The organism is Treponema lecithinolyticum ATCC 700332, from assembly GCA_000468055.1.
In the GTDB taxonomy this organism is placed as follows: Bacteria; Spirochaetota; Spirochaetia; order Treponematales; family Treponemataceae; genus Treponema_C; species Treponema_C lecithinolyticum.
The window spans coordinates 187,228-204,537 of the sequence record KI260561.1 but is presented as its reverse complement, the minus strand read 5'-3'; the positions used below and the strand labels follow the sequence as shown (position 1 = coordinate 204,537).

Annotated in this window: 11 protein-coding genes; 7 read left to right on the top strand and 4 right to left on the bottom strand. The window is 44.1% G+C overall.

Annotation, left to right across the window (positions count from 1 at the left end; genetic code table 11):
• Positions 1-3 precede the first annotated feature (3 nt).
• From HMPREF9193_RS03700 to HMPREF9193_RS03690, 3 genes are all read left to right on the top strand, one after another.
• A complete protein-coding gene (locus HMPREF9193_RS03700) occupies positions 4-2,274 on the top strand; it encodes a flagellar assembly lytic transglycosylase (RefSeq protein ID WP_021686729.1) in 2,271 nt (756 codons plus the stop codon).
• Between the two features lie 139 nt (positions 2,275-2,413).
• Positions 2,414-3,730: an ABC transporter substrate-binding protein gene (locus tag HMPREF9193_RS03695; protein ID WP_021686728.1), complete on the top strand. Its 1,317-nt coding sequence runs from the start codon at positions 2,414-2,416 to the stop codon at positions 3,728-3,730.
• An 18-nt stretch (positions 3,731-3,748) separates the two neighbouring features.
• Entirely contained in the window at positions 3,749-5,869 is a 2,121-nt protein-coding gene (locus HMPREF9193_RS03690; RefSeq protein WP_021686727.1) for a methyl-accepting chemotaxis protein, read from the top strand.
• Positions 5,870-5,975: 106 nt separating this feature from the next.
• On the opposite strand, the gene HMPREF9193_RS03685 is transcribed toward HMPREF9193_RS03690, so the two are convergent.
• The gene (locus HMPREF9193_RS03685) at positions 5,976-7,154 is read right to left on the bottom strand and encodes an OmpL47-type beta-barrel domain-containing protein (RefSeq protein WP_021686726.1); all 1,179 of its coding nucleotides are present in this window, start codon (positions 7,152-7,154) and stop codon (positions 5,976-5,978) included.
• 30 nt (positions 7,155-7,184) lie between these two features.
• A complete protein-coding gene (locus HMPREF9193_RS03680; protein ID WP_040847458.1) occupies positions 7,185-7,712 on the bottom strand; it encodes an OmpA family protein in 528 nt (175 codons plus the stop codon).
• 173 nt (positions 7,713-7,885) lie between these two features.
• Here HMPREF9193_RS03680 and HMPREF9193_RS03675 point away from each other — a divergent pair, with 173 nt between their 5' ends.
• The 4 genes from HMPREF9193_RS03675 (at position 7,886) to murA (ending at position 14,456) form a co-directional block, all read left to right on the top strand.
• Complete coding sequence (locus HMPREF9193_RS03675; protein ID WP_021686723.1) at positions 7,886-10,033, top strand: hypothetical protein; 2,148 nt, start codon at positions 7,886-7,888, stop codon at positions 10,031-10,033.
• 14 nt (positions 10,034-10,047) lie between these two features.
• The gene (locus HMPREF9193_RS10715; RefSeq protein WP_021686722.1) at positions 10,048-11,775 is read left to right on the top strand and encodes an SUMF1/EgtB/PvdO family nonheme iron enzyme; all 1,728 of its coding nucleotides are present in this window, start codon (positions 10,048-10,050) and stop codon (positions 11,773-11,775) included.
• Between the two features lie 141 nt (positions 11,776-11,916).
• Positions 11,917-13,176 (top strand): peptidase T, encoded by a 1,260-nt coding sequence (gene pepT, locus HMPREF9193_RS03665; RefSeq protein ID WP_040847544.1) that lies wholly within the window; start codon positions 11,917-11,919, stop codon positions 13,174-13,176.
• A complete protein-coding gene (gene murA / locus HMPREF9193_RS03660; RefSeq protein WP_040847456.1) occupies positions 13,173-14,456 on the top strand; it encodes a UDP-N-acetylglucosamine 1-carboxyvinyltransferase in 1,284 nt (427 codons plus the stop codon). The genes pepT and murA overlap by 4 nt, the downstream gene beginning before the upstream one ends.
• A gap of 134 nt (positions 14,457-14,590) precedes the next feature.
• Here the strand turns inward: murA and HMPREF9193_RS03655 are convergent, their stop codons facing one another.
• Complete coding sequence (locus HMPREF9193_RS03655; protein WP_021686719.1) at positions 14,591-16,408, bottom strand: hypothetical protein; 1,818 nt, start codon at positions 16,406-16,408, stop codon at positions 14,591-14,593.
• Positions 16,405-17,196, bottom strand: a complete 792-nt coding sequence (locus HMPREF9193_RS03650) for a hypothetical protein (RefSeq protein WP_021686718.1) — start codon at positions 17,194-17,196, stop codon at positions 16,405-16,407. Before HMPREF9193_RS03650 ends, HMPREF9193_RS03655 begins: the two co-directional genes overlap by 4 nt.
• Between the last annotated feature and the right edge of the window lie 114 nt (positions 17,197-17,310).

Here is a 17,310-nt window from a genome sequence, read left to right as displayed (position 1 = left end):
GAGTTGCGTATAAAACCTTTTTTTCCGCTTTTGCTGCTGTTCGCCTTTGTTATATCCTGTGCGGCGCGTAAAGCGGATTTTAAATCGGACGCATACTTTGACGGTTTACAAGCGCTTAAAAACGGACAAAAGGCAAAAGCGCAAAGTTTTTTTTATAAAAGCGCCGCCCAAGACAGCCAGCTAAGCGCAGCTCTTGCTCAAGAACGCTTATTTGAACTGTTATACGAAAACAAAGAATACGAGGCTATTCTTAAACTAAACCCTTTACCCCTTTGCAGCACGCAGCTTGTGCGCCGCTGTACGCTTGGCGCTTCGTTGTGCACGGACGCAAACGATACGCAAAAAGCCGCCGCCGTAGTGCAATGGCTGTGCGAAAACGATTTTACAAACGAGCACGTACGCTTTTGCGAAAGCCAAGAGTTCGCTTCGTTTATACAAAAAAACACAAAGCCGCTTACAAACAATGCCGACTGCATAAATGCCGCGCTCATCGCCCGTTTCCGCACAGCCGTGTACAAACGCGCTTACGCAAAAGCGCTGAACGTATATAAAGAAGCTTTATCCGTAAACACTGACGTAAACGGCGGCGGCTTTGGCAAAGTTTACGGCGGCACTACGGAGCAAGACGCTACACAGCATGGCAAAAGCATACACGGCAGTGAAAACACCGCCGGCTTTTTTAATTTGCGCAATACATCTGCGAATGCGCTGCGGGAAATCGGCGCGGCAATGCTGTACGGAACAGCGTCGTCTCAAGAAAAAAAAGAATACGCCCTGCTTTTTAGCGAAGCGGCGTCTATATATGAAACACACAGCGAACACGCTTTTTACTGCCGTTTATACAGTGCACGCTTATATGGACAATGCGGAGAGCATTGCCGCGCACAAGCTGCGCAATTGTTAAAAAGCGCTATGGAACATACAAACGATGCTCAATTATTCGATAAAGCGTTGTGGTTTTATTTTAACGGTATGTATAAAATTTCCACACGGGCGTTTATAAATGCGCTGCAAGAATACGCCCCGCAATGGCACGACGGCTCATATTTTGACGATTTACTTAATTCGGTATCGCACGACCTTTTAAAAGAAAAAAACTGGAAAAACTATTATGCGCTTTACGAGTTTTTACAACCGTATTTGTCCGGCGTGCCGCTTTCGCAATACGCTTATATTGCCGGGCGCTTGGGAGAAACGGGATTATTAGGAAAGAATTTTTCAAAAGCAGCGTATGAAAGCGCTTTTAAAAAAGCATACCAAAATACTTCAGGCGGTTTGTATTACCGTTTTTTAGCCGCAGAACGTTTAAACATACCCTTTGCCGATATGTATACCGCCCTTTTTAAAAGCACCGATTACGGGCAAAGTCAAACGCCTGTTTCCGCCGATGCGGCAGACGGCGGCAGCGCACTTACGGATACGGCAGGAACAGGCGGGAAAACGCAAAACACGGACAGGCAAAACAATCCGAAAGATTCCGGCGGCGGACAACATGGCAGCGAGCAACGCGCCGGCGCAGGACAAAACTCCGCAGGAGGACAAAAAGACAAAAAAGCAGTTTACAAAGAAGCCGAAAAGCTGATTGTGCGCTGCATAGAAAACGATTATACAGCAGAAGCATACGCTTTTTTTATGCGCTTTAAAGACGGTTTTCAAACCGAACAAATTATGCGCATAAGCGATGTTTTTGCAAATAAAAACAATTATTCGCAAGCGCTGCGCATCGCTTCAACTGCGCGCGAACAAAACCGTAACCTTTCGGACGAACAGTTAAAGCACTTGTATCCGCGCTTTTATCGGGAAAGCGTACAACAATTATGCACACAGTACGAATTAAGCGAATACCTTGTATATGCGCTGGTACGAAGCGAAAGTTTTTTTGATCAAGCGGTTGTTTCGCGCGCCGGAGCTCAGGGCTTAAGTCAAATAATGCCTTCAACAGCTTCAGATATTGCCCGCAAGCTTAAAAAAAACGAATACGATTTACTCGACGCACACACCAATTTGGAATTCGGTATCTTTTATTTACAAGAATTGATACGCCGTTCAAACGGTTCGGTACTGCTCGCCCTCGTATCGTACAATACCGGCATCAGTAAAATCCGCCGCCAAACAGCTTCGTATACCGAATTAAGCAAAGATTTACTGTTGGAAGTTTTACCCTACCCCGAAACCCGCGGATACGGGCAAAAAATACTGAGCGCAGCTGCGCTGTACGGCAGCTTATACTACAAAAAAAACAGCCACGACATTGTACGCGAAATACTACAATAGCACGCAGGCGCAGCTGTTCCTCTGCAGCGCACCCGCCGATAGCGCGCAAGTGCGGTTGTTTTTTACAGTGCACCCGATTGGCACTTTTTATCAAATATGTTAAAATAAACGAAAAATATCGAATCAACAGGATGAAGATATGAAACAAACCTTTTGCACTTTGTTTGCAAAGTCTTTGACGGCAATGCTTTTTATTTTATTCACGGCGTGTACACATAAAAATGCCGATCAAATCTCAGCACAAATCGATTTTTGGAGTTTCCCCAATTTTACTTCGGAAACGGGAGTACCGGGCGATTTTGAAAAAAGCCTTATTGAAGCGTTTGAAAAAGAAAACCCTTCAATTAAAGTACACTTTACTCTCCTTAATTTTACCGACGGTCCCGCACAAATCGAAAAAGCCATAAGTTCGGGCAAAACGCCCGATATAATTTACGATGCGCCCGGACGTATTATTCTATGGGCAAATCAAGGTTTGCTTGAACCGCTTGATGACGTACTCGCAACGGAAAAACCTTATATAACAACCGGACTTTTAGCGGTGTCGGCAGGAAAAGACCGGCGCACATACATGTACCCCATGCACGAAGGTCCGTTTTCTATGGCGTTTAACAAAGAAATGCTTGAAGACTTAAACCTTATAAACCTTTTACCCTATAAACGTTCGGACCGCAGCTGGAGCGTTGCCGAATACGAAAAACTGTTAACGGCTCTAAAACAAAAACTGCCGAAAGACAAAACGCCCGGCGTTTTTTACTGCAAAAATACGGGCGGCGATCAGGGAACGCGAGCTTTTTTAGTAAACCTATACGGCAACGCAAACCTTATAAACGAAGATTATTCAAAGTATATTTTTAACTCCGAGCAAGCGGTAAAAAATCTGCAATGGACGGTACGGGCGGTAAAAAACGGTTTGCTTTTCGACGGCACCTCTCTTACGTCAAACGACGCAATAGCGTGGTTTGCAGAATCAAAAGCCGCTCACACTATTTTGTATTCGCCGCAGCTTAATAAAATGTACGACGGCAAGCGAAAGTATAAGGGCAAAGATTTTACCCCTATCTATATGCCGTTCCCCAATGATTCGGGCTCTCCTTCCCTTGAGTTTTTAGCAGGCGGCGCTTGTATTTTTAAAAACAAAGACGGCATAAAAATAAAAGCGGCAAAACGTTTTTTGCATTTTGCCGCAACCGATGAAGTGTGGGCGGAAAAACTGGTAGCAGCTACCGGAGCTTTTCCTGCAACATCAAAAATCAAAATCGATTCGCAAGACAATGAAATATTGTACAATTCCGTACTGCAGCGCTTTTTCGGGCAATACTACAACAACATCGCAGGTTTTTCGCAAATGCGCACGTATTGGAATCAAGCTTTAAAAGACGCATTGGCGGGAAAAAATGTTCAAGATGTGCTTGACAACTTTGTAAACAAAGCAAACACTTCTTTTGCCGAATAAAACCGAAAAGGATATATTATGAACAAAAAAACATCCGAAAATAAAAGCATTATGTTGTTTTCCATAAAAAACAAAATGATAACCGCCTTTGCCCTGTTTGCTCTTACGATTGTAAGTGTTTTATGCGCAGCTTCGGTATACCTTGCTTCGCGCTCCCTTATGCACAACAGCGAATATTTTATTGAAGAATTGGCATCAAGTTCGGCAAAAGTTTTAAACGAACGAGCAGGCGCTATTTTCGGAAAACTTGAAGCTTTTTCTAATATGCCCGAAATACAAAACAACGAAATCTCATATAAAAATAAAATCGCTTTATTTAAAAACGAAATTCAAATGCAAAAACAGCGCGGTTGGATTAACTTCGGCATTTGTTCGCTTAACGGCATATTGTACCGCACCGACAACAAAACCGAAAATATTGCAAATGCCGAATGGTTTAAATCAGTGCTCAAAGGAAACTACGTACTAACCGAACCGGCACTGTCCGCTTCCGGAGCAAAATATACGTGCACAGCGGCAATTCCCATCCGCGATTTGCAGGGAAAAATCGTCGGTGCCATAAGCCTTAGCTTGCTGGGCGATTCTTTGTCGAATTTAATAAGCGACATTATTGTAGGAGAAACGGGAACGGCATATTTAATAAGCAGCGAAGGAACCGTATTGGGAAACCGCCGCCCCGAAATTTTATACAAAAGTATTTTTACCGAAATACTCGGAAACGACAAAACCCCGTTTGCACTTCACTTAAAAAAAGCATTGGGCAGCCGCAAACCTTCCGTATATAGCGCCGATATAGACGGGGTAAAACATATTGCAGCATCCGCTTCCATGAATTACTCAGGCTGGACGCTGCTTATAAGCGCACCAGCTTCCGAATTTATCGCCCAAAACATATCGAAGCTGGTAAATACCTTTATTGTTATCGCATTAGTACAATTGATTGTAGCTACCGTTTTCGGATTTTTTATAGCAAAACATATTACCAAGCCCATTAATCATGTAACAAAAGCGCTTAAAAACATAGCGCAAGGGGAAGGCGATCTTACAATTGAACTTCCCGCAAGCGGCAAAGATGAAACAAGTTTATTGTCTTCTTATTTTAATCAAACGATTTCCAAATTGAGAAACTCTATTCAAAAAGTCGGACAAGATTCGCGCGGCATGGAAATGGTCGGCTCCGACTTGGAAAGCAATATGCTTTCGGCAAGCGAATTCGTAAGCAAAATTACCAATTCAATCGAAGAATTAAAAGAACGTTTTACCGAACAAGAACAAAGCGTTTCGAGCACAGCTTCGGCTATAGAGCAAATAATTAACACCGTGCGCCTCTTAAATGAACGTATCGGAGAACAAATCTCCATGATTGCGCAATCGTCATCGTCTTTCGACACAATGACGCTTAGCATAGGAACGGTGGGCAGCAATATAAACGAAACCCGCAGCGCCATCCGCAATTTGTCGAGTGCTACCGACGACGGGCGCGAAACCCTTGCAAAAGCAAACGAAATCTCTCAGCGGATTTCCGAAGCTTCCGGTGACTTAATCGAAACGAGTGCCGTAATAGAAAACATTGCAAGTCAAACAAACCTACTTGCAATGAACGCCGCTATCGAAGCGTCCCATGCAGGAGAAGCGGGCAAAGGTTTTGCCGTTGTTGCTGCAGAAATCAGAAAACTTGCAGAAGAATCTTCTCATCAAGGTAAAAAGATTTCCGTAACGCTTAAAAACATAACAGATGAAATTGGAACCCTTGCCGCCTTTGCAGGAAGCGCCGTTGAAAAATTCAATTTTATTTCGGGCAGTTTAGGCGAAGTTAATACATCCATCGAAAGCGTCGTTCACGCTATGGAAGACCAAGAGCGCAACGGTACCAGCATTTGGAATATGATAAAAGAAGTCAGCAATTTGACCGACGAAGTAAAACACAGCTCCGACGAAATGCTTGCCGGCGGCGAAAAAATTATTTCCGAAACATCTTTGCTCGATGAATTAACCCGCGTGCTTAGAAAAAACATGGACGACATAGCCGTTCAAGCAGGTTTAATAAACGACGCCGCACAAGAATCGCTTGAAATTGCCGTAAAAAACAAAAAAAGCATAGACGGTCTTGTTGTGGAAGTCGGTAAATTTAAAACATAAAAACCTAAAGTTTTAACCGGCATTGTACCGGTTATACCGGTTGTACTGCAGTATAACCGGTATAGGGGCGGCTGAAAACAAAGTGTTTTCAGCCGTTTTTTTTCATTTATTGGGCAATGTTTTGCACTGCAGTATCGTCAGTATTATCGGACATGGAAGAATTGTCCATCTCCATCGAAGAAGAAGAAGTTCCATCCATTGAGCTGTCGCTCATAGTGTTCATTGTACTCATACTGTCCATTTGTGCTTCTTCATCGTCTGCAGCTCCTACAGCTTTAAGCGCATTTCCCGCTCGGTCAATAACTTTTAACGTGGAAGACGGATTAATCTTATCTACATAGAAAGTATACTGTACGGGTTCGGAAACGTTTCCGACGTTATCGATAGCTTTTACTTCGATGTTGTAAACGGTATCGGTGTTAAAAGCAATCGGTTCAACATATTTTGTATATTCGCCGTCGTTGATTTTAATGTAAATGGCGTCAACGCCGGAAAGCTCGTCTTTTGCGCTAAACGAAACCGCTTCGTTGGTAGAAACAATAATACGGCCTTCTTCGTCAACCAGTTTTTCGCTGGGGAATACCGTATAATCACCTTCTTTATTGATTAAGCGGTTATTGTTTTCTATTGCGACAACCGGAGCAGTTGTGTCTACTACAACGGCATACATGCGGATGGGTGCAAGGTTTCCGACATTGTCGATTGCCGTATAATATACGTTTGCAGGACCTTCTTCGGAAAGCGTATAATAGGCCATTTCGCCATCCATCGATTTTCCGTATGCGTCAAGACGCGACAAATCGGAACCGATATAACCGCTCGCTACTCCGGATCCCAATACATTGTCTTTAGCGGTTACAAACCATTTGGTTTGAGCCGAGCAGTATTGTACTAAACCGTTTGTATATACCGGTTTATCAGTTTCAAGAATGGTTTTGGGCGCCGTGTTATCCACGATAACCGAAAACGTTTTTGCAACTTCAAGGTTGGCGCTGTTATCAAACCCGCGGTAAGAAATATCGTGCTTACCTTCAGTCAAAATTTGAAAGGGGTTTTCGTAAAACATAAAGTCCGCATTATCCAATGCAAACTGAACATTTTCCAAACCCGTTTCACGGTCGACGGAATTAAGTTCAAAAAAAACATCGCTGTTTACATAATTGGTTTCACCGTCAATATAGTGAACCGCTTTTCGTTCGTAATCGGTACCGACCGCTTTAGGTGCTTGCGCCCAAAGACCGGCGCATAAAACCGCCGAAAGCAAAACGAAAATTACCTTTTTCATACTTCCCTCCAAAATTTATAAGGCTGACCCTTATTTTTCAATTCCAATTTCAACCCGGCGGTTTTTATCCCTTAGGGTAATATCCTCGTGTTTTTCGGCGGGCTTTGCAGCTCCTGCGCCTTCCGCTGTAATCGGCACAAGCGGATTATCAAAAAGCCCCGTATTTTCAAAATATTCGGCAACAGCAATTGCGCGCTTTAACGCAATATCGTTTTCTTCTTTTTCGCTGTTTAATTTATCCGAATGTCCGGTAACGCTAATCGTTTTCGGATTTTGAGCACGGATTTCTTCGGCAAGCAAATTCAATTTAGCTGCGGTAAATGCGTCTATTTTATACATTTTGGGCGCAAAATAAATTGTGCTCACATATTCGCTTGAAGTTTCTTTTACTTCGGGTTTTGCTTCCGCTTTTTCGACCGGTTTTGCAGGTGCTCTTTCGGTTTGAGCGGGAGAGCTTTTAGGTTTAGGCTGTTCGACAACTTGCGGTTGAGTCGACTGACAAGCCGTTAAAAAGCTTAATACAAAAATTGTCAAAAGCGATATCTTTATACTTCGCAAAATAGCCTCCTTAGATATTTTACATACATTCGGATAACTTGTTTTTTAAAATATTGCCGATTATAAAAAAAGTCAATAGCCGTATCAGTATGCATCCGTAGCGCTATTCGTACCGCCGTACCGCTTCCCGCTTGTATCGGCACGTGTTTTCAAGTAAACTATAAAATGGAGATATGGGTATGCAGGCAAACCAAGCGTATAAATGGAAATTCGCAAAATTCGGCGGCGTAACGCAAGTGCGTTGTACTACAGGTGAAGATTTACTTCATTTACGTGAACTCGATTTAAAATTGTGGAGCGCGCTGTCGATGCCCGTAAACGGTATTTTTTTTAATGCCGACACCCTGCGCATGATCGATACCGACGCAGACGGCTTTATTAAGCCCGATGAAATTCTAAATGCCGTGGACTGGATTTGTGCAAACGTAAAAAATCCGCAATTGCTTTTAACTGCAGGAGAAACCGTTCCCGTCGCGGAAATAAAAAAAGAAGATTTGGCAGCTTCCGCGCAAGCTCTTTTAAATCGGATCAATAAGTGCGATAAAAGTGCAATTGCCGTAGAAGATGTATATATTCAAAAAAAATTCTTTACCGAACACGTGCTTTCAAACTCCGGCGATATTGCCGACGATGCAAGTGACGAAGAAAAATTGCACAAAACGCTTGAAAGTCTTATCGCCGATTCGCCGGAATGCATTACAGGCAATTGCGACAGCGAAGCCGAACGCATACTGAATATGTTTTATGAACAAGCGCACGCATTTTTAATGTGGCACGATCATTTGGAACAAAGCGGCATATTGCCGCTCAGTGCCGAACAAACGGAAAAAGCTTTAGCCGCGCTGCGCACAGTAGAAGAAAAAATAGACGATTTTTTTACCCGCTGCAAACTTGCACAATACGAGCCGAATACAAAAGAAGCGCTATGCGCCGCAGACGACGCATTTAAAAGCTTGCTCACACAGCCTTTAAGCAGTGCGCATGAGTTTTTGCTGTCGCTGCCCATCGCTTCAATCGACAAAGACAAAGCGCTTCCGCTTAATGCGGGTATAAACCCCGCTTGGGAAGATAAAATAAAAATTTTTGCCGAATGCGCGGTTATCCCTTTAATCGGAAAAACCGACAAGCTTTCGCAAAACGATTGGAATACCGTCAAAGCAAAACTAACCGCTTATGCGGCATGGCAAAAATCAAAACCGGAAACCGGCGTTTCAAAAATCGACGCGTCTTATATAAGCGCAGCGGTAAAACGCGACCAAAAAGAAAAACTGCTGCGCTTTATTAAAAAAACCATTTCAATTGAAGCCGAACGCGCAAAAATTTCGGATTTGGAAAAATTGGTTTTATACCGGCGCGACATAGTACGGCTGTTAAACAATTTCGTATCATTTGCGGATTTTTACGAAGGCAAAGGTTCTCTTTTTCAAGCCGGTATACTGTACTTCGACGCGCGTTCGGCAAACTTGTGCTTTTATATTACGGACGATACGCGCCACAGCGCACTCGATCCGATGAGCGGTTCGTTTTTAGTGTACTGCGATATAAAACGTTTGGGCGAAACAAAAAAACTTTTAGCGGTTTTTACAAACGGCAGCGGCAGTTCAATCGTTGTCGGGCGTAACGGTGTTTTTTACGACCGCAGCGGAAACGATTGGGATGCAACTGTAACCAAAATAACAACAAACCCCATCAGTTTAAAAGAAGCCTTTTTTATGCCGTACCGAAAGCTTTCAACAGTGATAGAAGAACAAATTGCCCGCCGCGCAGCGGAAGCGGACAAAAAATCCGAAGAAAAACTTTCAAAAACCTCCATAGCGGTAACCGCCGCAGACAAAACCGCTGCACAAAACATTCCCCTCATACCGAAAAAAATAGATTTGGGAGCCGTCGCTTTAATCGGTACGGCAATCGGCGGTATTTCCGCCCTTATAAGCGGCATACTGCAAGCGCTTTTCGGCTTGGGTTTGTGGGTACCGGTCGGTATAGTCGGTCTTATGCTGCTTATTTCAGGTCCTTCCACAATCCTTGCAGCCGTAAAATTGCGCAAACGCAGCATAGGTCCCATACTCGAAGCAAACGGATGGGCAATAAACACACAATTAAAAATCAATATTCCGTTCGGTACTTCTATGACCAAACTCGGCGTCATCCCGCCGAAAAGCATACTTGCAGGGAAAGACCCCTTTGCAGATAAAAAAAGCGTCAAGTATTGGTGTATCGGCATTTTAACCGCTGCCGCCTTGATTGCGTTAGTGTTTTTGATGCTCCGGTTCGGCTTTAAAATATCGGTAAAAGAATGGCTTACGTCATTATTTAAATAAAAAGAGAGGTATGTATGAAAAAAACATGGTGTATTGTTATAGTGTTTTCGGTTTTACTGCTTATAAGCTGCCAAAACGCTGTTGACAACGATTTTCTTCCTACTCAGCCGGAAATTCCCAAAAATTACACGACAATTTCGACAGCGCCGGACGTATTCAACGCTTTTTATGAAAAAGGATATAACGGCGGCAAAAATGGACCGATATTGATTACCGAAGGTTTTTTAAAAACGGACGGTAAAATTGAACGAATATACCTTGTGTGGCTATCCGGGACCGAAGATGTGGAAGGACAGGATACAAACGTTACCAGCACCGACAAAAATGCATACGGGGACAGAAGTACCAATTATTTACGGTCAGTATTGCGTACAATCAGAGCAGATATTTCCAAAGGCTCCACCCTTATATTTGCAGGACACAGCCTCGGAGGCATGATTGCCCAACAAGCAGCCGGCTATGCGTTTATAAAAAGAAACTATAAAGTCCGCAAAGTGTTAACATTCGGTTCTCCTCCAGTAGGGTCTATCCGGTGCGAAGGAAAAGCCGTACGCTTTGCAGACACATCGGATTTGGTTACCACTTTAAGTTATGAAAACTTAAACGGTCTTATATATCCGCAAGATAAAGTGATAGTAAAAGACGGCGGTTATAACGGCGATAAAGGGGCTTCCCACAGTAAATCTTATGGAAGAAATAACCTATGGGGTATGTACGATGTATTGGGTACGGAAAAAGGAAAAGCGATACTCGCACTCAATACCGATCACACAAAGTATTACAAAGCACCCAGCGTATTTCCCGAAAGGGCTCCGTCCCCTCCATATGACGTAAGCATCGGCGGAGACGCAAATTTTATCCGCATAGAAGCAAAGGATAAAACGTTCAAAATGGGTAATTCTTCCAGTCCGGGTTCTTACGAGGAAACTCCCGTTCATCAGGTAACGCTTAAACGAAATTTTTTTATGTGTGCGCACGAAATAACCCAAGGTGAATACGAAGCTTTGATGGGTAAAAACGAAAGCGCATTTAAAACACCCGATACCCTAGCCGACAAAAGCGTACTGCCTGTAGAATACTGTTCATGGTACGATGCAATTATGTATTGCAATAAACGTTCCGAAAGCGAAGGTCTGGAATCTTGTTACACCGTTGACGGTAAAAACCTTGTTGCGGACTGGAATTACACACCGAATAAAGGCAATACTCTTAATGGAAAAATCAAGTGTAACTTTGATGCAAATGGGTACCGTCTTCCCACCGAAGCCGAATGGGAATTTGCCGCACGTGCGGGAAACACCGTTACCGATAAAATGATTATTGCAGGCGGTGCGGAAATTGAAAAAAATATATACAAAACACACAGCACCAGCGCCGACAAAACCGTTTTTGTGAAATTTTGCAGCGAGCTTTGCAAATATGCGTGGACATTCGATAACCTTACAAATGCAACCCACGAGGTTAAAATGTTGCAGCCTAATGCATGGGGTTTGTATGATATGTCGGGTAACGTTGCCGAATGGTGCTGGGACAAATACGGCCTTTACTCGGGTACTGAGCAAACCGATCCGAATACGGGAGATTCCGTAACATCTGCGGGGCGCAGAGTGCTAAGAGGCGGCACTTATTATCAAAATTCCAATGATTGTACCGTAACCGCACGCTCTTATGATAGCGCCGATAATCGCTATTATATGGGCGGCTGGTCTTACGGCATCCGCGTAGTGCGTACTGTCAACTAGTCGGCTTACTTCCCTTTTGCCGGTTTGCCGCCTGCAAATACCGCAGCGCAGCAAGTCGGCAAAAGTTTAGCGAAACGCACATTTTTCCCCATTCTTTTACACACCCTTGCGCCTTGCACAAAAATAGCGTATGCTGTGCGTATGAAAAATTATGACAATGCAATAGCCCAATCCCTTTTGCAGCGCTTTTTGCGCTATGTACAAGTGTGGACTACCAGCGATGAAACACAAGCCGACAAAGGCATTATACCTTCCACCGAACGCCAATGGGACCTTGCTCGTATATTGGAAAAAGAACTGCACGATTTGGGAATTGAAGATGTGCATATTAGCGCCAACGCATACGTATGCGCACGCATACCGGCATCCAAGGGCTGTGAAAAAGCGCCGTCCGTAGGTTTTTTAGCCCACATGGATACAGCAGGCGAAGTAACGGGAAAAAACGTAAAACCGCAAATTGTAAAAAATTACGACGGCAGCGTACTGTATTTAAAAGAAGGAATCGTACTCGATCCTGCCGAAGACGAAGCGCTTGAACACGCGCGCGGAGAGACCATTATCACTACGGACGGCACTACCCTTTTGGGTTCTGACGATAAAGCAGGTATTGCTTCAATTATGACCGCGCTGGATACCGTATTAAATATTCAAAAAAAACCGCACGGGCAAATTGAAATTATTTTCAGCCCCGACGAAGAAACCGGACACGGCATGGACAAAGTACCGCTCGATTGGATACGCTCAAAACAGTGCTACACGATAGACGGCGGGCACATCGGAGAAGTTGAAAGCGAATGCTTTACCGCATGGAAAAGCGAAATTACCTTTACCGGTAAAGCAAAACACACGGGAACGGCGCGACCCGACATGGTAAATGCGGTAACGATGGCAAGCGCCTTTGTTACCATGCTCCCGCAAAACGAAAGCCCCGAAGCCACCGACGGCTATTTGGGTTTTTACGCCCCCATGCAAATAAGCGGTCACATGGAAAAAGCTGAAGTTTTGCTTTTTTTGCGCGACTACACCGATGAAGCTATGGAAAGACGAAAAAAAACAGTCACCGCGCTGGCAAAAGCGATAGAATACAAATTCAACGGCAGTTCGGTAAAAGTAAAGCACAGCAAACAATATGTTAATATGAAAAAACGCATGGATGAACACCCCGAAGTTATGAACGTACTCGTTCAAGCTGTGCGGAATGCCGGCATAGAACCGGTATCGCGCCCCATACGCGGAGGAACAGACGGTTCACGCTTAACCGAAATGGGCATCCCTACTCCCAACATCTTTACCGGCGGTCACAATTTTCACTCCAGAAGAGAGTGGGCGTCGTTAAACCAAATGAGCTATGCCGTAGGCGTCATTATTGAACTAATCGATTTGTGGGGAAAAAGACGGTGATTGAATATCATATTGAAGGCGGTTTTCCCATAAAGGGAACCATAAAAGCCAGCGGAAACAAAAACGCTGCATTGCCCTGCATTGCCGCAAGCCTTTTAACCGACGAACCGGTAACTTTGCACAACATTCCCGATATAGCCGACACTGCGGTTATGCTGGACATTGTAAAAGCGCTGGGCGCTTCGGTAGAAAGTGCAGGCAAAAATGCGTGGACAATTCATGCAAAACACATAGATCGTTCGGATATTCCCGAAGAATTATCAAAAAAAATACGAGCATCCATTTTGTTCGCAGGCTCTTTAATAGCGCGCTGCGGCAAAGCCGTTATGCAGCCGCCCGGCGGAGATGTTATCGGCAGGCGCAGATTGGACACCCACTTTTTAGCTTTAACCGAATTGGGCGCCCGCGTTCACGTAGACGGACGCTTTACCTTCAGTGCAAATAAATTAGCCGGAACGGACTTATTTTTGGATGAAGCTTCGGTTACGGCAACGGAAAACGCAGTTATGGCAGCAAGCGTCGCCGACGGCACCACGGTTATTACCAATGCCGCAGGAGAGCCGCATGTTCAGGATTTATGCCGCATGCTCAACAGTATGGGGGCAAAAATAAGCGGTATCGGCTCAAATATTTTAACGATAGAAGGCGTAAAGCAGTTAAGCGGCTGTTCGTACCGTATCGGTGCGGATTTTATGGAAATAGGCTCGTTTATCGGTTTGGCGGCAGCGGCAAAGGACAGCATAACTATCGAAAACGTTGAAAACTGCGATTTGCGGCCGATAAAGCTGTCTTTCGGTAAATTGGGTATTCACTGGGAAATGCGCGACGGCAAATTGTACGTACCTGCCTCGCAAGAAATGCGGGTAAATACCGATTTGGGCGGTATGATTCCCAAAATAGATGACGCGCCTTGGCCGGGTTTTCCGCCCGATTTAACCAGTATTATGACAGTAGTTGCAACCCAAGTTGAAGGTACCGTGCTTATCCACGAAAAAATGTTTGAATCCAGAATGTTTTTTGTAGACAAATTGATAGGTATGGGTGCGCGCATTACCTTGTGCGACCCGCACCGTGCAGTAGTATCCGGTCCGTGCATTTTGCACGGAGATGAAGAGCTGTCTTCGCCGGATGTCCGGGCGGGGATGGCAATCGTTATTGCAGCTTTATGCGCACGCGGCAACAGTATTATACGCAATGTATACCAAGTCGAGCGCGGCTACGAACACGTAGCCGAACGACTTAAAAGTTTGGGAGCACACATAGAGCGCGTCGACCGCTGAAAACTGCCCTTGCTGAACAGTGTTCCCGCTAAGCGCGCCCGCTCCGCTTGATAGCAGGATAATGCCCCGCTCAGCGATGCACCGTTCCGATTGAACGCTGAACGGTGCGCATTTTTTTTTTGGGGGGGGGGGGATTACTTTTTTTCGTGCAGGGACAAAAAGCGAAGCGAAAATGCAATAATCAAAACGCACAAAAAAGCAAAAGAAAAAATAAAGCTTATGCTGCTGTTAAAAACAGTGAGCGCATAGTACATTAAATTCATTACGTAACCTAAAGCTTCGGTGCAAAAACGCAGCGCAAGAGTAAAAAGCGGAAAAGTAAAAATCCATACAAAGCGGAACACTTCGGAAGACAACAAGCGGAAATTCCATGCAATTACGGCAAGAAAAATAAATAAGGCGAACAGCGCAAGCGGACGGCATGCACGCTGCAATAAAAAATATGCATAGATGCGCGACGGAAAACCGTAAGATTCGGCAAGCGGCACAAAGCGGAAAAGGTTAGCCAAATTCATATACTCCGGACCGTCAAAAGACGCGCTGCACGCCGAATCAAAATCGCGCAAACTTAAGGGAAGTAATTGCACAATACTTTGCTCGTATTCGCCGCCTTCTGCGGAAAAGTACACTGGAGAGCTGATAATATTTTTATTTTTTCTGTCAACCGAAGTTAAAAGCAATTGCGGCACATACGCTTTCGGATCGGCAACACCGGTACGCATAGCATAATCGGAGCCGAAACTTTCAGCCGGCTGCGCAATCAATTTAACATAGGGTACGTTCATAGAAGCAACAAAGCGTCCTGCTTGATCATAAGTAAGACAAGAATAATCACGCAAATACTTTACAAAATTTCCCGTACCCGAAACGGCAGTTACGCCCCCTATGGTAACGACATACGAACCGCCTTGAGGACGCTTTAGTTTAAAACGGATATTTTTAGCACTTTCAAAATAAGCTAAATTTTGCGTTTCATCTATAAAAAAGTATTGGCGCAAAAGCGCTTCGGTAGACAAGCGGTAAAAACGGACTATGTCGGGGTCAAAACCGTTTGCTTCATATAAATCGGAAAAAGTGTAATATGCATGCAACACATTGCCTTCCATAAGAGCCGAATAGCCCTCTCTTTTTTTAGCAAACAGAAGCGCAGCTTCGTCAGTTTTAAAACCCGACCACGCCGCTATGGTATTCCACGATTCTGCAGCTATGTGCTGCAATTCCGCACTGTTTGCATCCTGTGTACCGGCAAGTTTTAAAGCCCACCACGCATAATAATGTGCGTCAAAATAGTTTTGGGTTTCAAAAGCCGCACGCGCTTTTTTTAACAGCGTAAAAGCCGAATAAGGTTTGCCCGTATCGGTTTCGGTAACATCGGACGGATATTGTTGTACAGCGGAAAGCACATCTTTTTTTTCCATTTCGGGAAAAGCAAGCTCATAGTCTTTTTTTAATTTTTGCGCTTGCGGACTTTGCCATACGGAAAAAGCGTTTTCCGCAAAAAAGCGCGCCGCATAGACATTGCCGCTTTCAAACGCATTTTGCGCGTGCTCCATATACCATTCGTAATCGCTTATGCGCGTTTCCAAACGCTTTTTTGCACCGGCGGTTAGCGGAATAAGAATTTCAACGCAAACAAAGCTGAGCACAACCGACACAGCGGCTGCTATAAGGATATTTTTGTAGTTTTTCATTTGCTCCGGAGAAAAAGCTTCCCGGTTTTTAAATGCAGAAAGTCCGAAAAACCACGAAAAAGCTACAAAACAAACTGAAAAAAGAATTATCGGAAGCCACTCAAAAAAGTTCCCGAAAGCGGTATACATGCGCCACATTGAAATATCGGAAGATAAAAGCGGCGGAAGTTCTTTTATAAGGAAAGCTTTTACAATAAAAAAAATACAAAATAAAAGCGTATACACCGCAGTTAAAACAGCGGTACGTATAACTAACTTCATTGTTCTACCCCGGTATACTTTGCACGCCGTGCTGCCGACACCAGCGATATCACACACAGTAAAAAACAAAGAGTTCCGTTAATTATAAGCGGCTGCCAACGCCCCGCAAATATAAACGGAAAATTCGGCATATACATATAAACGTTCAGCGCACCAAGGGCAAACCACAGCGTTATAACAAAAAAAGCGCTGATCAGTTTCCAGTGCGAAACGGAATGCAAACCGTATAAAGCGCTCATAGCCAAGCCTGCCGATGCAAACAGCACATACGATGTACGCCCTGCAGCAACCGCCGTTTTAAGCAGTTTACCGACAAAAAACAGTGTATTAAAAATAAGTATAAGTATGTCGGGAGGAGTAAAATAGCGCGCTTCAAAACTGTTAAAAAATGCAGCGGTAAGCCCTTCGTTAAAAAACGCGGCGGCAGGAGAAACAGCACGTCCGGTTATAAAAAAGCAAAAACGCTGTTCGGGGTGATATAAAAAACAAAAGGGTATTATAAGAAGCCACGCGCAGCAGCACAAAAAAACGTAGGTAAGAAAATCCAGTGCACCGACCGAATCCGTTTTAATACAGTGCAGTATAACTGCGAGTAAAGAAAACACAGCGGTAAACGGAAGCAAAGAAAAAAAAGAATACACAAAAATGTCGGCAACGCGCACCGCTTTTCCCACATAAGATGTAGGGGCAGGAGAACCCGGAAACAATACAAAAGACAGGGCTATTAACGCCGTAATGAACACAAGCGTTCCCAAATATACTGCAATAAGAACCAAAGACCTTTTCATTTTATCCAGAATATCACAAAGTTTTAGTAAATACAAGGTTTAAAACGCAAACTTAAAATGCAGCAACCGGTATAAGTGCGGAGCTTTATTAACAACTTTTCCACAGCACGCCTA